The organism is Plantactinospora sp. KLBMP9567 (assembly GCF_033446045.1).
Lineage (GTDB): Bacteria > Actinomycetota > Actinomycetes > Mycobacteriales > Micromonosporaceae > Plantactinospora.
On record NZ_JAWQRR010000064.1, the window covers coordinates 1 to 21,249 of the forward strand.

Below are 21,249 nucleotides of genomic sequence, written 5' to 3' on the forward strand. Positions count from 1 at the left end.
AGGGGGGGGGGGGGCGCGGGGGGCACCCCCCCGGGGGGGCCCCCGGGGGCGGCGTCGCCGCGTACACCGAGATCGGCCGCCATACCGCCCGGGTCGACCCGTCGGTGCGACCGGCTCCGCCCGACCCGGCGGAGCCCGGCCGGCCGGCGGAGCCGGTCGCGACGGAGGCGCCGACCGCCGACCTGCCGGTGCCCCGGCAGTTACCGGCCGCGCTGCGGCACTTCGCGGGGCGGGCGGCGGAGGTCGCCGCCCTGACCGAGCTGCTCGCCGAATCGGCCGGCCCGCCGGGGGCGGTGTTGATCTCGGCCATCGGCGGAACGGCCGGGATCGGCAAGACCGCCCTCGCGGTGTGCTGGGCGCACCAGGTGGCCGACCGGTTTCCCGACGGGCAGCTCTACGTCGACCTGCGCGGCTTCGACCCCACCGGGCCGGCGACCGGGCCGGAACAGGCGCTGCGGGACTTCCTGGAAGCCCTTGCCGTGCCTGCGGAGCGGATCCCGGTGGGGCTGGCCGCCCGGGCCGGGCTCTACCGCAGCCTGCTCGCCGGCAAGCGGGTGCTGGTGCTGCTGGACAACGCCCACGACGCCGACCAGGTACGCCCGCTGCTGCCCGGGTCGCCGGGCTGCCTGGTGGTGGTGACCAGCCGCAACCAGATGCCGACACTCGTCGCCGAGATGGGCGCGTACCCGCTGGTCCTGGACCCGTTGCCCGGGCCGGAGGCGCGCGAGCTGCTCGGCCGGCGCCTCGGTCCGGATCGGGTCGCGCGGGAGCCGGAGGCGACCGACCGGATCGTCGCCGCCTCCGCCGGGCTGCCGCTGGCGCTGGCCATCGTCGCCGCCCGGGCGGCCACCCACCCGGACTTCCGGCTGGCCCGGCTCGCCGACGAACTGGGCGACACCCGGGCCAGCCTGGACGGGTTCGCCGGAGCCGAGACCGGCATCGACATCCGGACGGTCTTCTCCTGGTCCCTGCGGAACCTGGATCCGGCCAGCGCGCGCCTGTTCCGGCTGCTCGGCCTGCACCCCGGACCGGACCTGTCGGTGACGGCGGCGGCGAGCCTCGCCGGCCGGGCCGTGCCGGAGGTCCGGCGGTCGCTGGCGACGCTGGCCCGGGCTAACCTGGTCACCGAGCACACCCCCGGTCGGTACACCCTGCACGACCTGCTCCGGGCCTACGCCGCCGAGCAGGCCGGCCCGGACGACTCCGACCCGGCGCGTCGTGCCGCGTTGGGCCGGCTCTTCGACCACTACCTGCACACCGCACACGCCGCGGACCTGCTGGTGCACCGCCACCGGGACGACATCAGCCTGCCACCGGCACAGCCCGGTGCGGTGCTGCCGGACCTGGCCGACGGCGCCGAGGCGTGGAGCTGGCTCACCGTCGAGCACCGGGTACTGCTCGCCGCGGTCACCCAGGCCGTCGCCACCGGCTTCGACGTGCACGCGTGGCAGCTCGCCTGGACGATGAACACCTACCTGGACCGGCTGGGAGCCTGGCAGGACCAGTCCACCGCACAGCACCTGGCGCTGCTCGCCGCCTCGCGGGTGGGCGACCGGAACGGCCAGGCCCGGGCCCACCGCAACCGGGCGATCGCGTGCCTGCGACTGGGCGAGTTCGACGAGGCCCACCACCACCTGAGGCAGTCCCTCGACCTCTACGGCGCACTCGGCGACCGGGTCGGCAGTGCCCGTACCCAGCTCAATCTCGGCATCCTGGCCGAACGCCGGGGGCGCTACCCACAGGCCCTGCACCACGCGCGGCGGGCCTTCGACCTGTTCGACGCCGTCGACCACGCGGCCGGCCGGGCCAACGCGCTCAACAACATCGGCTGGTACCACATCCAGCTCGGCGACCACCGGCGGGCGCTCGGCTACTGCCAGCAGGCCCTCGTCGAACAGCAGCGGGTCGGCAACCGGTACTGGCAGGCGCACACCTGGGACAGCCTCGGCACCGCGCACCACCACCTCGGGGATCACCGGCAGGCCGTCGACTGCTACGAACAGGCGCTCGCGCTGTGGCGGGAGGCCGGCGAGCGCTACCACGAGGCCACCACCCTGACCCATCTGGGCGACACCCGGCACGCCACCGGGGCCGCCGTGCCGGCCCGGACAGCCTGGCAGCAGGCCCTCGACATCCTCGACCGGCTCGGTCACCCGGACGCCGAACAACTCCGCAGCAGGCTGTGTACCGAGGTCGAGGCCCGGGTACGGGCGGACGCCGGGTGCGCTCCGGACGGGTCACCGCCCTGAGCACACCCGGTGCCGCCCACCCGCGCGAGGTCAGGGTCACCGCCAGGACATGAGTTCCGGTACGCGGCCTGGGTGATCCGGGTGGCGAGGTTTGTTGACCGCGCCGGGCCCACCGCCGTGCGGGCCGGAGGTGTGGATCCCGAACACCGTCCACGGTTCCGGGTCCGGAATCGGCTTCGGCTTGGTCGGGCACCAGTCGTCCGGCTCGCTCAGGTAGCGCGGGCTGCCGTCCTGCCCGGTGCTGGTGTCGTGCGGTCACGGTGCGGGAGGCACGCGGGGCCCGGGTCGAGTTCGTCGGATCTGGCGTGGCCGGGCGAGCACGGGTCCGCAGCTCAGCGTGGCCGGGCGAGCACGGGTCGGGAGGGTCGCCTGGCGCGTCGGGTGACGGCGTCCGCGACGATCAGTAGACCGGGGACGGCGCCGAGCAACCAGATCGCGACCAGCGGCCAATGGATCAGCGCACCCACCGCCCCGCGGATCTTCGGGACGTCCCCGACCGAATAGGACGCCTGCTCGTCCGAGCTGCGGCAGGTCAGCGCGTAGGTACCGGGTCCGGGAACGTCGAAGACGGCGACCCAGGCGTAGGAGGCAGCGTCGCCGCCGTAGTCACCGGGCGGGGTCGTGACCAACTCCGCCGATCGAGCAGGCAGGCCGGCGCCGGTGACCTGGCAGGCAGGATCCCGCGGTGCGAAGCCCACCGCATAGATCCCGTAGCGGCCTGCCGCCGGCAACGTCAGTTCTCCCGGCGTACCGGCTGATGTCGAGTACGGCCCCACTCCCCCGTAGCCGTTGACGTCGTACCGCACGGTGCTGGCCTCGGCACCCAGCCGTACGGTCGGCTGCACAAGCAGGATGCCCAGCACGGCAACGATCCCGCCGACGAGGTAGCCGTACGGATCCGACAGTCGACGACGCAGCAGCCTCGGCCCGAGCAGGTGACCGACCGCCGCACCGCAGGTCGCCGACACGGCGCCGCCGAACAGGACACTCCACCATCCGACCGCACCACTCATCGGGATGACCCACCGGTAGACCGCGATGGACGCGCCCAGAAACACCGCACTGACCAGCATGGCCACCGCCACGGCCGGGACGAGGCCGGCAGCGCCGCCACGCTGGCGGGCGTACCGGGCCTTCGACGCCGCCACGGCGCTGAGCACCGCTAGTGCTGCTACGGTCCACCACAGCGCCGTCGAGACCTCCTGGTCCTCCTCCCACCGGTGGCTCCACTCGTGGAACACCAACGGGGCCGGCACGGTCACCATGATCCACAGCGCCAACCCGACCGGACCGGGAAAGGCCCGCCCTACCAGCCGCCAGGTCGCCGTGTCCATGCACCGAATTATCGAGCACCGAACCTCGGTCCTCAAAGCCGCTCCGTGCGGTCCCCGCACACCCCGCCGACGGCACCTGCAAGGCGATGCGATGCCGTCGTGACCTGGGACGCGTTGACGGCGTCCGGGCCGGCCGATGGACGGCCGGCCCGGACGTCGGGAATCAGGCGAGGTCGAACCGGTCGAGGTTCATGACCTTGTCCCACGCGGCCACGAAGTCACGCACGAACTTCTCGCTCGCGTCGAAGGTCGCGTAGACCTCCGCGTTGGCGCGGAGCTGGGAGTGTGAACCGAAAACGAGGTCGACGGCAGTGGCGGTCCACCTGACCTCGCCGGTGGCGCGGTCCCGGCCCTCGTACACGTTCTCCGCCGACTCGGCCGCCGTCCACTCCGTGCGCGGGTCGAGCAGATTCACGAAGAAGTCGTTCGTCAACGTCCCGGGCCGGTCGGTGAAGACCCCGTGCGGGGACTGCCCGGTGTTGGCGTTGAGCGCCCGCATGCCGCCGATCAGCGCCGTCATCTCGGGGGCGCTCAGGTCCAACATGAACGCCCGGTCCAGCAGCAGGGTCTCCGGCGACAGCTTCTCCCCGGTACGCAGGTAGTTGCGGAATCCGTCGGCCCTCGGTTCGAGGACGGCGAAGGTCTGCACGTCGGTCTGCTCCTGCGACGCGTCGGTACGCCCCGGCGCGAACGGCACCGCGATGTCGTGCCCGGCGTTCCTGGCCGCCTGCTCCACGGCCGCGCACCCGGCCAGGACGATCAGGTCGGCGAGCGAGACCTTCCGGCCGCCGGACTGCGCGGCGTTGAAGTCCTGCCGGATCCGCTCCAGCGTCCCCAGCACGGTGGCCAGCTCGGCCGGGTTGTTGACCTCCCAATCCTTCTGCGGCGCAAGGCGGATCCGTGCCCCGTTGGCGCCGCCGCGCTTGTCGGTGGCGCGGAAGCTGGCCGCCGAAGCCCAGGCCGTGGCGACCAACTGGGAGACGGACAGCCCGGAGTCGAGGATCCTGCCTTTGAGCGCGGCGGTGTCCTCCTCCGTGATCAGCTCGTGGTCGACCTCGGGAACCGGGTCCTGCCAGAGCTGCGGCTCCGGAACCCACGGGCCGAGGTAGCGCGAGACCGGCCCCATGTCGCGGTGCAGCAGCTTGAACCACGCCTTGGCGAACGCCTCCTCGAGCTGGTCCGGGTTCTGCCAGAAGCGCCGGGCGATCGGCTCGTAGATCGGGTCGATCTTCAGCGCGAGGTCCGACGTCAGCATCATCGGGGCGTGCCGCTTCGACGGGTCATGGGCGTCCGGCACGGTGCCGTCGGCCGAGGCGTCCTTCGGCTTCCACTGCTTCGCGCCGGCCGGGCTGGTCGTCAGCTCCCAGTCGTACCTGAACAGGTTGTCCAGGAAGCCGTTGTCCCACCTGATCGGGTTGTTGGTCCAGGCGCCCTCCAACCCGCTGGTGAGCGTGTCGCCGCCCTTGCCGCTGCCGTAGGAGTTCTTCCAGCCGAGACCCTGCTGCTCGACCGGGGCGCCCTCCGGCTCCGGCCCGAGGTACTGCGGGTCGACCGCACCGTGCGCCTTGCCGACCGTGTGGCCGCCGACGATCAGCGCCACCGTCTCCTCGTCGTTCATCGCCATCCGGCCGAAGGTCTCCCGGATGTCCCGGGCCGACGCCAGCGCATCCGGGTGGCCAGCAGGTCCCTCCGGATTCACGTAGATCAGCCCCATCTGCACGGCGCCGAGCGGATCCGCGAGCTCCCGGTCGCCGCTGTAGCGCTCGTCACCGAGCCAGGTGTCCTCCGGCCCCCAGAAGATCTCCTCGGGCTCCCAGATGTCCTCGCGCCCGAACCCGAACCCGAAGGTCTTGAACCCCATCGACTCGTACGCGCAGTTGCCGGCGAAGACCAGCAGGTCCGCCCAGGAGATCCTCCGGCCGTACTTCTGCTTGATCGGCCAGAGCAGCCGGCGCGCCTTGTCCAGGCTCGCGTTGTCCGGCCAGCTGTTGAGCGGCGCGAACCGCTGGGAACCGCTGCCGCCACCACCCCGGCCGTCGACGATCCGGTACGTGCCGGCGGCGTGCCAGCTCATCCGGATGAAGAGCGGCCCGTAGTGGCCGTAGTCGGCCGGCCACCAGTCCTGCGACGTCGTCATCAGCTCGAAGATGTCCCGCTTGAGCGCGTCGACGTCGAGCTTCTTGAACTCTTCCGCATAGTTGAAGTCCTCGCCCATCGGGTTGGACCGGGGCGAGTGCTGGTGCAGGACCGAGAGGTCCAGCTGATTCGGCCACCAGTCCCGATTCGTCCTGGGCCGGGTCGCCTTGACAGCAGGTGCGGGAATTGCGGGGTTTTCGCTTTCGCTGATGCTCTCGGTCGCGGCCTTCTTGTCAGACACGTCTGTCCTTCCTGTCTCGCTCTGGTGACTGGTTGCTCTTGCCGTCGGTTGCTTGGGTCCACGGCTGTGCGGGCCTGTGGTGTCGAGCGCCGCGTCGCCGCGACCGGCCGTCGGGCTCGGCGGAGGTTGCCGTGACTCCCTGAAGCACCTGCCTCGGGGGATGGCCTCGACTTCGGCCCTCCGGTAACCCGGACGTCTCAGCGGGCCGGCGGGTGTCAGGCAGGCGGTTTGGCCGACCGCGACCTCGACGGCGGCTTTGGCCCCGGGGATGGACCGACGAGTTGGTGGTGGTTCTCCCCGGTTCGCGCCGCCGAGCCGATCGGCTGGCAACGCCGCGCCAGACCCGGTCCCGCACATCGTGCTGTCGAGGTCCGGCGTCGTTGGCACCCCGTGAAGTCTCGTCCTTTTTTTGGAACCAATCAAGTATCGGGCGTCCGTCCTCGACCTCGTGTTCGCGAACCGTAGGGCCACGTGAGGCGTCTGACGCCTGCCTCGGGGCACCGAGCGGGTAGCCGCCCCGCCAGCGCCCTCGGTGACCACCGACGTCGGCCGACGCCAGACCCGGATACTATCGCCCGAAAGTACCCTCAGTATCCCCATAGCCCGGTTCAGCCGTCTACGGCGAGCCGGCGGTCAGCGGCGCGAGCCAGAACCCCACCGTTGTCGCCTGCCGCTCCAGCGCCGGTCCGCCGCCGAGAGGTTCCTGCTTCGGCGGTACGAGCGGGTGAGGCTCGATCCCGACCGACGGCACAAGGCCCGGCGACGAGCCGGCGGCCCGACCACCGGCGATGAATACGACCTGAAACAGCCCTCTGGAACACTCCCAGCGGATGTACACAGGATGGTGCTTGCAGGACATAAACGATGAATTGGAGTAGCCCGGTGTCAAGGATCCGCTGGGCGGGCGACGCGGCGGTCGGGACGCTGCTCGTGGCCGCCGACGTCAGCCACGTCACCTCGGGCGCCGCCGAGCCGATCGCCTCGACGGATACGGTCGGCAACCTGGCCGAACGGGGTGGCGCGGTCGACGGCCCGCTCGCCCCCATAGCCCGCCCGGACCCGTGGCACTAGCGTTCGGGCTGCTCGGTCCCTTCCAGATGCGGGTGGCGGACCAGGCGCTGCCGGTCCGCTCCCCGAAGCACCGCATCCTGCTCGCCACCCTGGTGCTGCGGGCTAGACGGGCCGTACCGGTCGGCGAGCTGGTCGAGAGGATGTGGGGCGCCCGCCAGCCGGACAACCCGCGCCGCACCGTCCAGCTCGCGGTGGTGCGGCTGCGGGCGCTCCTGGACGAGGTCGGCTGTTCCGGCGCGATCGTCACCGACGGGGACGGCTACCTCATCGACGTACCGCCGGAACGGGTCGACGTCGAGCGGTTCCGCAGCGGCCTGGCCGACGCCGACCGGGCCGCCGAGCGGTCCGACCCGGTGGCCGAGGCGTACGCCCTGCACGCGGCCCTGTCCGAGTGGCGCGGCGAGCCGCTCACCGACGTACCCTCGGACACCCTCCAGCAGCGGACCCTGCCCCGCCTGCGCGAGCAGCGGCTGTACGCGCTGGAACGCCGATTCGACGTGGACCTGCGGCTCGGCCGGCACGAACGGGTCGTGCAGGAACTGGTGCAGGCGACGGCCGAGCACCCGCTGCGAGAACGGTTCTGGGTGCAGCTGATGACCGCCCTGCACCGGGGCGGACGGCGGGGCGACGCCCTCGCCGCCTACCACGACGGGCGGCGGCACCTGGCCGAGGAGCTCGGCATCGACCCGGGCGAGGAGATGCGGCAGGTGCACGCGACCATCCTCGGCGGTTTCCGGTCGCCGGCCAGCGGCACGGTGCTGCTGCCGGCGGTGCCACGGCAGCTCCCGCCCGAGGTGTCCGGATTCACCGGGCGGGACCGTGAGATCGGCCGCCTCGACGCGCTGCCGCTCGGCTCCGGCCCAGCCGCCACCATCATCGTGATCAGCGGCACCGCCGGGGTCGGCAAGACCTCCCTCGCGCTGCACTGGGCGCGTCGCGCCGCCGACCGGTTCCCGGACGGTCAGCTCTGGGTCAACCTGCACGGGTACGACCACCGCCCGGCCATGACGCCCGGACAGGCGCTCACGCTCTTCCTGCGCGCGCTCGGGGTACCCGGCGAGGCGATCCCGCCGGAGGTGGAGAGCCAGGCCGGACTGTATCGGTCCGTTATGGATGGGCGTCGCGTGCTCGTGGTCGTGGACAACGCGAGCGCCGCCGAGCAGGTCCGGCCGCTGCTGCCCGGCGGCCCCGGCAGCGCGGTGATCGTGACCACCCGCAACCAGCTCACCGGCATGGTCGCCGTCGAGGGCGCGTACCCGGTCGAGCTGGACCTCTTCACCGCTGCGGAAGGGCACGAGCTGCTGGCCCGCCGCCTCGACGCCGAGCGGGTACAAGCCGCCCCGACGGCGGTACGCGAGATCGTCGAGCGGTGCGCCGGGCTGCCGCTCGCCCTCGCGCTCGTCGCCGCCCGTGCCGCCCAGCGCCCGGCGCTGCCGCTGGCCGCGCTCGCGGGGCAGCTACGCGCCGCCCGGGACAGCCTGGACGAGTTCGCCTCCCCCGACGCGGCCACCGACGCACGCGCGGTCTTCTGCTACTCGTACCGGACACTGAGCGAACCGGCCATGCGGCTGTTCCGGCTGCTCGGCCTGCACCCCGGTTCGGACATCGCGGTGGACGCACTGGCCAGTCTCGCCGGCCTGCCCCCGGCCGAGTTGCGTCCCCTGCTCGCCGAACTGGACGCGGCCCACCTGGTGACCGAACATGTCGACGGCCGGTGGACGCTGCACGATCTGCTCCGCGCGTACGCCACCGAACTCACGCACGCCAACGACGCCGCGGCCGACCGGGCCGCGGCACTGCGCCGCGTGCTCGACCACTACGTGCAGACCGGGCACGCCGCCGCGCTGCTCATCGAGCCGCTACGCGAGCCGATTCCCCTCGCCCCGGCCGATTCCGCCGTGTCGGTCCGGCCACCGGCCGGGCGTGCGGAGGCGCTGGCGTGGTTCGGCGCCGAGTACACCGGGCTGCTCGCCGCGATCGAGCGGGCCGGTCGGGGGACGTTCGACACGCACACCTGGCAACTGGTGTGGACACTTGCCGACTTCCAGCAGTGGCGGGGCCTCTGGCACGACCGGGCCGCCAGCCTGCAGGCCGCGCTGGAGGCCACCCGCCGGCTGGACCACCGCGCGGAGCAGGCGCGCGCCCACCGCGGACTCGGGTACGCGTACACCAGGTTGCACCGCAACGACGACGCCCAACTGCACCTGCGGCACGCCCTCGATTTGTACACCCAACTCGGCGACCCGCTCGGCCGGGGACGCGCGCACCACGGCCTGTCGTACGTCCTGGAGCGGCGCGGCGACCCGCGCGCCGCGCTGTGGCACGCCCAGCGTGCCCTGGACCTCTTCCCGCCGGACGGCAACCGGGCGCACCGGGCCCGCGCCCTCGGCACCGTCGGCTGGTGCCACGGCCAACTCGGCGATCACCGGCAGTCGCTGCACGTCAACCGGGAGGCACTCGAACTGCTCGCCGACACGGGTGACCGGGTCGCCGAGGCGGCCACCTGGGACAGCATCGGGTACGCCCACCACCACCTCGGCGAACACCACCTGGCCGTCGAGGCGTACCAGACCGCGCTGCGGCTACGCCGCGAGGTCGGGCACCGGTACGGCGTGGCCAACACCCTCGACCACCTCGGCGACACCTACGAAGCGCGCGGCGACGCCGAAGCGGCCCGGCGCGCGTGGCGGGACGCGCTCGACGTGCTGGAGCAGCTCCGCGAGCCCGACGCCGAGCGGGTACACGCCAAACTCGGCCGCCCCGACACCGGGCTCGACCAGCGCGACCGAGCATGATCATCCGGCGTTGTCGCTGCGGCTCGCGGCGCGGCGCCGGTCCCAGGTGCGGTTGACGTGCCGGACGACGGCGAGGGCCAGGGTCGCCAGTGCGGCGACGGTGGCCGCGACCCCGATGACGACGGCCACCTCGATCCCCACACCGAACGAATCGCCGATCAGGCCGGCCAGCGCACCGATGAGGACGGCGACGATGACACTGACCAGCAGCGGGATGCTCGCGTCCGCTGCGGCAACGGCCTGCCTCGACAGCGCCCGATTCGTCGATGGCCTTCAGTTCTCGGTGACGTCGGCTCTGCGGTCCGCCGCGTTTCGGGTGGTACGCCGTCGCCCAGGCGATGCCTGAGTAGCCCCGACTCTTTACCCGGATGTCGCCGGGCCATCGTTTGAATGACGCATCGGTGTCGGCCGGCAGGAGTTGGTTGTCAAGTCGTCGCAGTCGTCTTGAACAGGAGTTATTCTTCGTGCCTCCCTCTCGTCGTACCTTCCTCGCTGGCGGTGTCGGCGTGGGCCTTGCCGTCGCCGGCGGCTTGCCGTCCCTGGCCCAGGCCCACCCGAGCCGACCCCGCCCGCCGGCCGGCACCGGCCATGTGCCTTTCCCGCCCCTCGTCGACGACCCCGACGGCATCCTGGCGCTGCCTGAGGGCTTCAGCTACGCCGTGGTCACCCGGACCGGTGTCACCCGACTCGACGGCGGCCAAGGACTGACCCCGGCCGACCACGACGGCATGGCCGTCTACGACGGCGGCCGCGGCCGTTACACCTTGATCCAGAACCACGAGATCGACCCGGGCGCCGAGTTCGGCGTACCACACGTCGCGGGCACCGTCTACGATCCCGGTGCCGTTGACGCCGGCGGCTGCACCGTGATCAGGACTGACCGCTCGGGCCGCAACCTCGGCGAGTTCGTCGCCCTCTCCGGCACCGTCGCGAACTGTGCGGGCGGACCTACCCCGTGGGGGACGTGGCTGACCTGCGAGGAGACCGAGGACCGCGCCGGGGACGACTGGGAGGAGGACGGCCGATCCGGCGTCTTCCAGAGGGATCACGGCTACGTCTTCGAGGTCTGGGCCGACGGCCGCGCACACCCGACGCCGATCAAGTGCCTGGGCCGCTACGCCCACGAGGCCCTGGCGATCGACAAGGACCGCACCAGAATCTACCTCTCCGAGGACGCCGACGGACCCAACGGCCTCTTCTACCGCTGGACCGCGCCCCGCGGCGTCAAGCTGGGTCCCGGCGTGCTCACTCGCCTCGCCCCGGACGCCGGCGTCCTCGCCGCGATGCAGATCATCATGGACGACGGCTCGGTGCTGCCGGACGTCGCCTACCTGACCTCCGCACAGCTCGGTCGCCCTTTCCCCGTGCGGTGGATCGAGGTGCCTGAGCGCGACGCGCGGACCACGCCTGTACGCGAGCAGTTCACCGACGGCCAGGTCACCCGCGGACGCAAGTTCGAGGGCGTCTGGGGCACCGACGAGGGCGTCTACGTGGTCAACTCCTACGCGTGGGACGACGGTGACCTCCCGGCGGACGCCGCTCCGCACGACGGCATGGTCTGGTTCTACGACTACCGGGCCCAGACCATCCAGCTGGTGACGTACTTCCCGCACCAGACCGCGTCGGAGGAGGGCGCGCCGGTCAAGTACAGCGACCTCACCTTCGACGGCCCGGACAATGTGACCGTCACCCCGTGGGGCAGCCTCGTGCTCGCCGAGGACGGCTCAGGCGCCTCCCACGTGCTCAGCGCCGTCCCGGGCGGCCCGACCTACGCCATCGCCCGCAACCAACTCAACGACTCGGAGTTCTGCGGGCCGACCTTCAGCGCCGACGGCAAGGTGCTCTTCGTCAACATGCAGGACCCCGGCCTCACCCTCGCCATCACCGGCCCCTGGGAGAAGTACCTGGGCTGACATGGCCAGACCGACCGGTGGGGTCGGGCGATCCGCCTGGCCCCACCGCATCTGCCATCTGGGTCAACAATCCCAGGGCCTGCCGTACCCGCTCGCCCGGCCCTGCTCGGCGGATCGGGCGCGGCGGAACGGTCCGGACGCGCGCTTCGATCGCGCCGCTCGGCTGACCGGACAGCGTCAGGACAGGTACGACCCGATCCGCCCCCGGCGGCCGTAGTCTCACCGGCATGCATCTGAAGCACACGCACACCCTCGACGTACCCGGTGCCGGCCTGGTCTACGACGTCCGCGGCCCGCTACCACCGTCCGGTGGGCGCCCCGCGCTGCTCATGATCGGTCAGCCGATGACGGCGGACGGCTTCGACGCGCTCGCCGCGCACTTCACGGACCGCACCGTCGTCACCTACGACCCGCGTGGCCTGGGCCGCAGCATCCGTCGGGACGGCCGGTCCGATCACACGCCGCAGCAGCAGGCGGCCGACCTGCACCTGCTGATCGAGGCGCTCGGTGCCGGCCCGGTCGACGTGTTCGCCAGCAGCGGCGGCGCGGTGACCGCGCTCGAACTCGTGGCGGCCTACCCCGGCGACGTCGTCACGCTGGTCGCGCACGAGCCGCCGATCAACGCCGTGCTCCCCGACGCCGTGGCGGCCGAGCGCGCCCGGGCCGGCTTCCACGAGGCGTACCAGGCGAGGGGTACCGGCGCGGGCATGGCCGCGTTCATCGCGATGACGTCCTGGCAGGGCGAGTTCACCGACGACTACTTTGCCCGGCCCGCACCCGAGCCGGCCATGTTCGGCCTCTCGGCCGACGACGACGGCAGCCGCGACGACCCGCTGCTGTCGAAGAATTCGTGGGCGATCACCGATTACCGTCCCGACACGGCCGTGCTCGCCTCGACACCGACCCGGATCGTGATCGCGGTCGGCGAGGAGTCGGCCGGCACCTACACCGCGCGTACGGCCGTGGGCACCGCGGCATTGCTGGGCCAAGAGGCCGTTGTGTTCCCGAGTCACCACGGCGGATTCCTCGGTGGCCAGTTCGGCTACGCGGGCAGGCCCGAGGAGTTCGCGGCGCGGCTACGCGAGGTGCTGGACCCCGGCTGACCGGTATGCCACCCGGGCCGCAGCACTTGCCCGCGTTGGCCGGTACCGCTGACCCGGGTGACTCGGAACGACGGCCGCCAACTGGCGGGAGGCGGTCACTCCCGGACCGCTCCCATCATCTATGGGGCCGGCGCGGGAACCGTCCTGCGTGCTTGCTCGCGGCTCTTCCTCGAGTGCCGGAGCAAGGCGATCAGTACTTCCTTGCTGGACTCCTTCTTCCGAACGTCGCAGAGCATTACCGGGACGTCGGGATCGAGGTCGAGTGCGAGTTGGACCTCGCTGAGGCTGTATTGGCGAGCGCCTTCGAAGCAGTTCACGGCGACGATGAACGGGGTGCCGTGCTTTTCGAAGTAGTCGACGGAGGGGAAGCAGTCGGCCAGCCGGCGGGTGTCGGCGAGGACGACCGCGCCGAGCGCGCCGAGCGCCAGTTCGTCCCAGACGAACCAGAAGCGGTCCTGCCCGGGGGTGCCGAACAGGTAGAGCACCAGGTCCTGCTTGATGCTGATCCGGCCGAAGTCCATGGCCACGGTGGTGGTGGTCTTCTTCTCCACCCCGGAGATGTCATCAACCCCGACACCCTGTTCGGTGAGGAGCTCCTCCGTGCGAAGGGGTTTGGTCTCGCTGACCGAGCCGACCATAGTGGTCTTGCCGACTCCAAAGCCGCCGGCGATCAGGATCTTGACGGCATCGGGCATGTGGAGGCCGTCAGCCTGGTCAGAGTGCTTTGAGTCCACTGATTACCGCCTCGAACAGGTCGTCGTCGGGAAGCTTGGAAGTCGGCCGCGGCTCGCGTACCCGGAGGAGCTGCCGCTCAAGCAGGTCGCCGAGCAGGACACGGACTGTGCCGAGAGGAAGTTTGAGATGTGCCGCGACCTCGGCCACCGACAAGGGCCGCTGGATGAGACTGACAATGGCAAGGTGCTCGGGCCCCATGCCGACCTCGTGTGTCGGCGCCGATCGGGTCGCGATCACGATTGAGATCAGGTCGAACTTACCCGTGGCGGGCGTGGTCCGCCCGCGAGCTAGCGCGAACGGCCGCACCAGTGGGCCGGCGTGGTCGTCAACCCACTGGTCCTCTGCGGATTCGTCGGGGGGAAAGGGCATTCTGGCACCTTAGATTTCGGCGGCCGGCTGGCCATTGGTTCGCGACGGCGAGGCGAGGTATCTGCCTGCGCGCTTGACGAGCATGGCCATCTCGTAGGCGATGAGTCCGACGTCCGCGTCTTCCGCAGCCAGCACCGCCAGGCACGCCCCGTTGCCGGCCGCGGTGACGAACAGGAACGAGGATTGCATCTCGATGATGGTCTGCTGTGGGGCGCCACCACCAAATCGCTTGCCGGCGCCTTTGGCCAGGCTCTGGATGCCGGACGCCACGGCTGCGAGGTGCTCCCCGTCGTCACGGCTCAGCCCCTCCGATGTCGCGATCAGCAGACCGTCTACGGAGAGGACGATGGCGTTCTCGGCCTGTGTCACGCGTCCGACCAGATCGTTCAGCAACCACGCCAGGTCAGCGCTCGCAGCTGTCTTCTGCACCACTCGATGTCCTCTTTCTGGGTGGCGGGGAACCGCCGAGTCGATCTCATAGATTGATCAGGTGAGCGGGGTGTTCCCGGGCGGGCTCTCCACCGCTGTGGACGAGGGGACGTCGTTGTCCTCATCGGGCAAGAGCGTCGCGTCGGTCCGGCCGCGTCGGGTGCCGCTCTGGTAGGAGCTCATCATCCTGCGGATCTGCTCCGGCGGTCGCGCCGCTTGGCCGTCGCCGGCCGCGGTGTCTTCTGCGGGGGTCCGGCTTTGCCCGCGCAGCGGCGCGGCGAGGCTGGCCTGGCGAACCCGGACGGGCAGTCCGGACGGTGTCTGCCCGGGCTGGGTCTGCGCGGTTGGGCCGGCGGGTGTTTGGTCTCTGTTCACTGGTTGGTCCAGCTCCGGCTCGATCCTGAGGTCCCTCCACGCCTGGTGGCGCGGCTCCCGCCGTTGCATCGGGGGGCGGATCTCGGACGCGTCCGCGGCCGTCTGTGTGGGTCTGGCCAACGTGCCCGGCCGCGCCGCCCCTGTCCGCGGCGGGACTCCCGCTGTGGAGCCGCCGATCGACGACGCCCGCCCGTTCGGGCCGGCGCTGGGCGTCTCGTTCCCCCCCGTGATATCGGTGACGAGGTCCTGCGGGAGGAGGACGACGGCCGTCGTGCCGCCGTACAGCGACTCCTTCAGCCGCACGCGCACGCCGTGGCGCTGGGACAGCTTGCTCACCACGAACAGGCCCAGTTGGCTGGCATTGGCCAGGTTGAACTCCTGGTCGGTGGCGATCTGCTCGTTGGCCGCTTGGAGTACTTCTTCGGGCATGCCGAGCCCGCGGTCCTCGATCTCGATCACGTACCCGTTGGCGACCATCTCGCCCTTGATCTGAACGCTGGTGTGCGGGGGCGAGAAGGACAACGCATTCTCGATCAGTTCCGCGAGCAGGTGGATCACGTCGACGACCGCCCGGCCGGCCAGCGCCACGTTTCCGGGCGGCTGAACGGTGACCCGGGTGTAGTCCTCGACCTCCTGGCTGGCGGCACGAAGGACGTCGATCATCGGCACGTTGCGACGCCAGGCCCGGCCGGGTGTGGATCCCGACAGCACGATCAGGTTTTCCGCGTGCCGCCGCATCCGGGTGGCGAGGTGGTCAACCGTGTACAAGCCTTCGAGCTGTTTGGGCGGGAGTTCGCCCTGCTGCAGGTCGGTTAGCAAGCGGACCTGCCGGTGCACCAGCGCCTGCGTGCGGCGCGCGATGCTGAGGAAGACATCGCGGACGCTACGGCGAAGCTCGGCCTGCTCGACGGCGGTGCGGATCGCGGTCTCCTGTACGCGGTTGAACGCCTGGCCGACCTGACCGATCTGATCATCGCCGAAGTTGAGCGGCGGGGCTTCGGCGGCGACATCCACCTGCTCACCTCGGCGGAGCCGGGCGACCACGCCGGGCAGCCGCTCGTCGGCAAGCTCGTTCGCCGCGTTTCGCAGCCGTTCGAGCTGTGCCACCAATTTACGGGCGGTCGTGATCGAAAGCACGATCGAGGCGAGAACTGCGGTGGTTCCGAGGCCTACGGCGAGCAGCAGCCGGACGATGACCCAGATGGCGACGGTTGTGGCGCTGCCGACGATCCCATCGCCACCCGCCGTCACGACCTTGTGCAGCTCGGCCAGGGACTCGTCCACGGCGGTGCGCCACTGTCCCGAATCCACCCGTGGCTTCGCGCCTGCCGAGCCGCTGACCGCCTGGTCTTCGAGTGACCGGAGACGTTTGAAGGCCGTACTGGCGAGCATCTGTTCGTACCTGGCGAGGTCGTCGGACGACAGCTTGACCGAGGTCTCCCTACCCACGAATCGTTGGGCACCCACGAGGTGCGCGAACTGTGTGTGGTCGGCGGCGGTCATCCGCCCGCTGGCCAGGACACTGGTCAGCAGCGCGTCCTCTTGAGAGATCAGCTCCGACATCCGGTTGAGCTGGATGAGGGCGTTGGCGTAACCAGTGATCTCCCGGTCATCGAGGCTTGCCGTGGCGTCGTAGATGTGGAAGATCGAGTCGATCGTGTTCGTGAAGGCGCTCGCCGCAGTTGCGCGGTCGACGGTCCGGGCGTCGACGGATTCGCGGGTGGCTGCGAGGCCGTCCAAACTCGCGTAGGTCGCGTCGAGCCGTTGCGCCAGCTTCGCGCTGCCGGCCAGATCCGCCTGCCAGGTCTGTGCGGACTCCTTGAAGCGCGCGGCAAGGCGCTCGGTCTCCTGTCGCTGGGCCTCCAGGTCAGGCTGCGGCTGGCCGTTACGCCCACCCAGGTGAGCGAGCGTGAGTCGCCGCTCGTCCTGCAACGCCTTGAGCAGGGGTTCGCTCGGCGCGTACACGGCGCTGTTCAGCGTGTTCACCCAGAGCAGGTTCAGTCCGTCCCGCAGGGTTACCCATGCCGCGAAAGCCCACAGGGCGGTTAGCGACACCAACATCGCGACAACCTTGGTGCGCATACTTGTACTGCGAGAACGCATTACACCGTCCCCAGTCGGCCGTTGAAACAGCGGCATTACCGCTTGCGAATCGGTGGTACCTGGGCGCGTACGAGTGTCCGGCGCGCGACAACAGGGGACGCTAGCAGTGTCCGAAGAATCCCTCAAGCGGCCCTGATCACCGGCTTCTCGTTGGTTTGTCGTGGCTTGGGTTGAACCGTGGCCGCCGTGGCGGGAGCCGGCCCGCCCGCTGGCGCGGTCAATTCCGGGTGCTGCCGCGCGAGGTGCATGGCGGCGAGCACGGCGGCCCGGACGATCGCGGTCGGCCGGTAGAGCTCTTTGCCGTACCAGAGTGCCGGCCCGATGGTTTGGGTGGCTGCTTCGCGCAGGTACGCGTAGCCGCGCTTCGCCGCCGGGCCAACGCCGGCAACTCCCGTCCGGGTTGCCAGTAGTACCTGCATGGCGTAGGCGGTCTCCTCAGGGGTGCCGCCCCATCGCCCCCATGATCCGTCGTCTCGTTGGGTGGCCAGGATCCAGTGGACCGCCTTCGTCACCGACTCGGCCGCGGGTTCGGAACCGAAGTCGTCGAGCGCGAGCGTGCTGCACGCGGTGGCGTAGTAGGGCGAGGCGTGCCATCGGTCGCGCCACTCTCCGTCGACCTGCTGGTGCTCGCGCAGCGTGGCCGTCAGCCGGTCGATCGCAGCCACGTAACGCGGCGCGGGGTCGACACCGCTGCGCACGTACTGACCGAAGGCGTCCAACACGTGGGCGTTGGTGCTGATCGAGAAGCCGTCCTCGCCCGGCCAGGTACAGAAACCGTCCGCGGTCTCATACGTCCAGAGACTTCGTGGATCGACATGTTGGCCGAGCCGCCCAAGCGCGTACAGCAGCACAGACGTGGTGTCGGCGTCGGCAGGCAGACCCGGACCGGTTGGGCTGCCGACCGGGCCCAGCGCGCCGCGCAGACTGGCCACGAGGCTCGGCGGCACCGCGAACTGGACACCGGCCCGCCTCAGTCCGCTTATCACCCAGGCCCGTTCGAACACCGTGATCGGAAGCGGGCAGGGTACCGGTCCACCGTGTCCAGCGGCGACCGTCGCCAGGAACGTCCGGGCGGGATCGGTCGGGGCGAGCGTGTCAGGGTCGCCGATCCACGCGGCAGTGGCCGCAGGCGAGGCACCGACCGCGCCAGGGGGCACCGGGTGGATGCCCGCAGCGGGACGGGCGGTTGGCCCCAGGACCTCCAGGAAGTGCAGCAGCTTGGGCGGAAGCGCGACACCGGTGGCCAACGCATGCCGGACCTTGGCGAGGCGGGTCTCGTCCATTCCCGCCGGCAGGCCGAGACGAAATCCCTGCCCCCCGTCCGGGCGTGCGGTCTGCGGGTGCGGAACCCGCTCAAGGTGCTGGTTGATCGCTGCCACGAGGGACGGCACGATAAGGTCTGCCGCGGGAGTGTCCGGCACCAGCAGATCTCTCCGTAGCCAACTGGTCAACGCCTGCAGGCCGCGGTCAGCCGCAGTGGCCAGGTCCGCCGTGCCGCCGTACCGCTGCGCACCGGATCCGGTCGGGTGCAGTGTCGCGAGCAGTGCCTCGGTGGCGCTCAGCGTGGGCACCAGGGCGTACCCGTCTGGCGGACCCCAGCCACCGTCCGCCCGTTGGCTCTGCACAAGGAATGTGATGCGCTCGGCGTGCCCGTCCAGCCACGGCGACAGCGTCACGAGCCGCGCCGTCTCGAACACCGACGGGGCCAGTTGACCCCACGGCTCAGCCACCAGACCGTCGATCAGGTCACGAACGGCGGAGTCGACTCCGCCGTCGTCAGCACCTGCGGGTACGGCGGCCGTCTCGTCCCGGCCGGCGGCGATCGCGACCCGGCCCGCCTCGCCCTCGATGCTCACAGGCTCCCCCAGAAGTCCGACACCTGATAGAAGCCGCTCGTGAACGCGATCTGGCGCTTCATGTACCTGGCCTGCCGGGGGCAGGTGGTCTCCAGCGGCCGGATGATTTCCTGGCAGCCCTCGATGAGCGCGGCGAGCCGGTCGGTCACCTCGGCGGGGTCGTCCACCAGCATGAGCGCGTTCAGGTCGCCCCACTGCAGGTCGCGCCGATACGTGGCCAGGTCGTTGACCAGCCGCAGTACGCGCTGCACCTCGCGGCTCGCGACCATCAGGTCCGCAAGGTGGTCCAGGCAGTCCTGATCGCCGGCGTAGATCCAGAGCGACACGTTGACGAGCGAGCAGGCGAGGTTGTCGGAGTTGCCGAGGTACTCGTCGAGCGTCGGCGAGGCGAGCGCGTCCGGCGCGGCGGCGGCGCGGGCGGTCTTCCACTCCCACTCCCGCGCGACCGCCGCGAACATCCGCTGGAGTTCGTCCCGCCATGCGGACCGCAGGGTCGCGAACGCCGGCGCCACCGCCAGTTCGTCCCGGATCTCGGCGAGCATCCGGGCCAGTGGATGACCGTCGGAGGGCGGCGCGCCGTCGGCAACGGCGAGGCAGTCGGCGGCGATCTTCCGTACGTCGTCTGCCGCCTGTGCCAGATAGTCGATCTGCCAGTCGGCGGCGAACACCCACAGCAGTGTCCGGGTGGTTAGCCGCAGTTGCTCGGCCGTGTACTCCGGCGCGGTGAACGCGATCGACATCGCGATGCTGCTGAACAGGCCCGAATCAAAGGGGCGGCCGGAAAACAGGTCCTCGTGGCCGGCTCCGACCAGGTGCAGATCACGTTCGAGTCTGACAGCGAGCGCACAGATTCGTCCGTGGTCCGCCGCGCTGAGCAGGTCGTCGCCGGCGACCGATATGTGCCTGGTCGACGTCATGGAATTGGGGAGCGATCGCGGGGCACCAGTGTGAGCTGGTTGGCGCGGGGCTTCAACGAGGCACCGAGCCGTGGCCTGAGATCGGCTGCCTTGCCCAGCCGGAACCGGAACCGGCTCAGGAGCGTGGCCATGATAATCGGCGCCTCAAGCAGGAACAGGTACTGCCCGATGCACTGATGCGGGCCGCCCCCGAAGGGAAAGTAGCTGTAGCGATACTGCCGCTTCGGTCGATCGGGGGAGAACCGCTCTGGATCAAACGCCTCCGGACGTTCCCAGAACGCCTCCATTCGCTGTGTCACGTAGGGACTGACCAGGATGGTCGCTCCGGCCTCAAGCCGCACACCGCCCAAGACCTGCTCTCGGACGGCGGTGCGTGGGATCATCCACCCGGCGGGCCAGAGACGCAGCAGTTCGTCCAACACCATTCGGCTGTAGCGCAGCTCCGCGAGGCTGGTCCGGTCCACCGGTCCACTCCCGACCACCTGGTCGACCTCGGCGTAGAGCCGAGCGGCTACCTCGGGGTGCGCTTCGAGGACCGGCCACAGCCAGGACAGGACGGCGATTGTCGTTTCCGTGGCGGTGGAGAACATGGCGACGACGTCGCCACGGATCTGCGCCTCACCGGGATCGGTGCCGTCCTGACGCGGCCGGCACAACGCGGCGATGATGTCGTCGCCGTCATCTGGCTCCCGGCGCGCCTTCCGGATGATCGGCAGGATCACCTCGTCGATGCGCCGCACGGCGTCGTGAAAGGCCCGATCGCCGGGCATGCGAATGTTGTAGGGCACGCGCGGAGCGAGCAGGCGAGGGATCATCGTCGTGGTGATGGTCTCCAGGCCGACGTTGATCTGCAACGCATCCTCGACGGAGATCTTCCGGCCGAACAGGACCCGCGTGGTAGCCCGGCACACGATTTGCGACATCAGGGCAGCGACGTCGACCGGCTCCCCCGTACGCGCCGGCTCGTCGAACGCGTCGACCGCCTCACCGATCGCCCCCGCCATCCGGTCGACCAGCGTCTCGACCCGCTTCGCGGTGAAGAGCGGTTGCAGGGTTTCGCGGCTGGACTCCCACAACGCTCCCTCGGTGACGAGGATCGCGTCTCCGACCGCTCTGCGGATAGGTCGCCAGAGCAGGCTCTCACCGTCGCGGATGTAACTGTTCGTGTCCCGCAGGATCTGCACCAGGTGGTCAGGATGCGTAACCAGGTACGGGTGGAAGGTGCCGAGGTTCAACCGCACGATCTCACCGCTGTACCGGTTCCCGAAGTCGACGAGCGCTGCCATCGGGTCCCGAAGCAGGCGCGGTAACGCGTGGTGTAGGGGGATCGACCTAGCCCGGCCTGCGATGGCATCCGCCCCAGGCATGAGCACCTCCACGATTTCTCATCCATCTGCTAGAGCGAGGTCGGCTGCGGCCTTGTAGGACTCGTGAAGTACGGCTAGACGATCATCCCACGCGCGGACCCGCAACTCCAGGCTCATCGATCAAACTCCAGGCCCATCGATCATCTTCGTCGGAGCGCGCTCCTCTCGGCCCAGCGCACCTGCAGCGCGGCCTCGGTGTCACCGTCCTCGAGGAGGATGCCGACCAGGGCACCGCGCGACCGATCGGTGTGCGACC

At 70.6% G+C, this 21,249-nt stretch carries 15 protein-coding genes; 5 read left to right on the forward strand and 10 right to left on the reverse strand.

Annotation, left to right across the window (positions count from 1 at the left end; all coding sequences use genetic code 11):
* The first annotated feature begins 104 nt into the window (after positions 1–104).
* Positions 105–2,249: a tetratricopeptide repeat protein gene (locus tag R6Y94_RS42970; protein ID WP_318403005.1), complete on the forward strand. Its 2,145-nt coding sequence runs from the start codon at positions 105–107 to the stop codon at positions 2,247–2,249.
* Positions 2,250–2,581: 332 nt separating this feature from the next.
* Here the strand turns inward: R6Y94_RS42970 and R6Y94_RS42975 are convergent, their stop codons facing one another.
* Positions 2,582–3,583, reverse strand: coding sequence for a hypothetical protein (locus tag R6Y94_RS42975; RefSeq protein ID WP_318403006.1), 1,002 nt, complete (start codon positions 3,581–3,583; stop codon positions 2,582–2,584).
* Between the two features lie 163 nt (positions 3,584–3,746).
* A complete protein-coding gene (gene katG / locus R6Y94_RS42980; protein WP_318403007.1) occupies positions 3,747–5,960 on the reverse strand; it encodes a catalase/peroxidase HPI in 2,214 nt (737 codons plus the stop codon).
* Positions 5,961–6,842: 882 nt separating this feature from the next.
* Between katG and R6Y94_RS42985 the strand changes: the two genes are divergently transcribed.
* A complete protein-coding gene (locus R6Y94_RS42985; RefSeq protein ID WP_318403008.1) occupies positions 6,843–7,031 on the forward strand; it encodes a hypothetical protein in 189 nt (62 codons plus the stop codon).
* Positions 7,022–9,826, forward strand: a complete 2,805-nt coding sequence (locus R6Y94_RS42990) for an AfsR/SARP family transcriptional regulator (RefSeq protein WP_318403009.1) — start codon at positions 7,022–7,024, stop codon at positions 9,824–9,826. Before R6Y94_RS42985 ends, R6Y94_RS42990 begins: the two co-directional genes overlap by 10 nt.
* Here R6Y94_RS42990 and R6Y94_RS42995 read toward each other — a convergent pair whose 3' ends face one another.
* Positions 9,827–9,955 (reverse strand): hypothetical protein, encoded by a 129-nt coding sequence (locus R6Y94_RS42995; protein WP_318403010.1) that lies wholly within the window; start codon positions 9,953–9,955, stop codon positions 9,827–9,829.
* Between the two features lie 461 nt (positions 9,956–10,416).
* Here R6Y94_RS42995 and R6Y94_RS43000 point away from each other — a divergent pair, with 461 nt between their 5' ends.
* Complete coding sequence (locus R6Y94_RS43000; protein WP_318403011.1) at positions 10,417–11,739, forward strand: alkaline phosphatase PhoX; 1,323 nt, start codon at positions 10,417–10,419, stop codon at positions 11,737–11,739.
* 227 nt (positions 11,740–11,966) lie between these two features.
* Positions 11,967–12,842 (forward strand): alpha/beta hydrolase, encoded by an 876-nt coding sequence (locus R6Y94_RS43005; RefSeq protein WP_318403012.1) that lies wholly within the window; start codon positions 11,967–11,969, stop codon positions 12,840–12,842.
* A 119-nt stretch (positions 12,843–12,961) separates the two neighbouring features.
* Here the strand turns inward: R6Y94_RS43005 and R6Y94_RS43010 are convergent, their stop codons facing one another.
* The 7 genes from R6Y94_RS43010 to R6Y94_RS43040 all read right to left on the reverse strand — a co-directional run bounded on the left by R6Y94_RS43010 (position 12,962) and on the right by R6Y94_RS43040 (position 20,954).
* Positions 12,962–13,537 carry an ATP/GTP-binding protein gene (locus R6Y94_RS43010; RefSeq protein WP_318403013.1) on the reverse strand — a complete coding sequence of 192 codons (576 nt, stop codon included), beginning with the start codon at positions 13,535–13,537 and terminating at the stop codon, positions 12,962–12,964.
* 19 nt (positions 13,538–13,556) lie between these two features.
* Positions 13,557–13,946: a DUF742 domain-containing protein gene (locus R6Y94_RS43015; protein WP_318403014.1), complete on the reverse strand. Its 390-nt coding sequence runs from the start codon at positions 13,944–13,946 to the stop codon at positions 13,557–13,559.
* 9 nt (positions 13,947–13,955) lie between these two features.
* The gene (locus R6Y94_RS43020) at positions 13,956–14,378 is read right to left on the reverse strand and encodes a roadblock/LC7 domain-containing protein (protein ID WP_412103011.1); all 423 of its coding nucleotides are present in this window, start codon (positions 14,376–14,378) and stop codon (positions 13,956–13,958) included.
* Between the two features lie 54 nt (positions 14,379–14,432).
* The gene (locus tag R6Y94_RS43025; RefSeq protein WP_412103012.1) at positions 14,433–16,853 is read right to left on the reverse strand and encodes a nitrate- and nitrite sensing domain-containing protein; all 2,421 of its coding nucleotides are present in this window, start codon (positions 16,851–16,853) and stop codon (positions 14,433–14,435) included.
* 122 nt (positions 16,854–16,975) lie between these two features.
* The gene (locus R6Y94_RS43030; protein ID WP_318403017.1) at positions 16,976–18,550 is read right to left on the reverse strand and encodes a prenyltransferase/squalene oxidase repeat-containing protein; all 1,575 of its coding nucleotides are present in this window, start codon (positions 18,548–18,550) and stop codon (positions 16,976–16,978) included.
* Positions 18,551–18,705: 155 nt separating this feature from the next.
* Positions 18,706–19,626 (reverse strand): terpene synthase family protein, encoded by a 921-nt coding sequence (locus R6Y94_RS43035; RefSeq protein WP_318403018.1) that lies wholly within the window; start codon positions 19,624–19,626, stop codon positions 18,706–18,708.
* On the reverse strand, positions 19,623–20,954 hold the full coding sequence (locus R6Y94_RS43040; protein WP_318403085.1) for a cytochrome P450: 1,332 nt from the start codon (positions 20,952–20,954) through the stop codon (positions 19,623–19,625). The genes R6Y94_RS43035 and R6Y94_RS43040 overlap by 4 nt, the downstream gene beginning before the upstream one ends.
* Positions 20,955–21,249 lie beyond the last annotated feature (295 nt).

Excerpts from the sequence above, each read along its gene's own strand:
- R6Y94_RS43015 (WP_318403014.1), bottom strand. The coding sequence starts at position 13,946 with ATGCCCTTTCCCCCCGACGAATCCGCAGAGGACCAGTGGGTTGACGAC.
- R6Y94_RS43025 (WP_412103012.1), bottom strand. The coding sequence starts at position 16,853 with ATGCGTTCTCGCAGTACAAGTATGCGCACCAAGGTTGTCGCGATGTTG.
- R6Y94_RS43035 (WP_318403018.1), bottom strand. The coding sequence starts at position 19,626 with ATGACGTCGACCAGGCACATATCGGTCGCCGGCGACGACCTGCTCAGC.
- R6Y94_RS43010 (WP_318403013.1), bottom strand. The coding sequence starts at position 13,537 with ATGCCCGATGCCGTCAAGATCCTGATCGCCGGCGGCTTTGGAGTCGGC.
- R6Y94_RS43005 (WP_318403012.1), top strand. The coding sequence starts at position 11,967 with ATGCATCTGAAGCACACGCACACCCTCGACGTACCCGGTGCCGGCCTG.
- R6Y94_RS42975 (WP_318403006.1), bottom strand. The coding sequence starts at position 3,583 with ATGGACACGGCGACCTGGCGGCTGGTAGGGCGGGCCTTTCCCGGTCCG.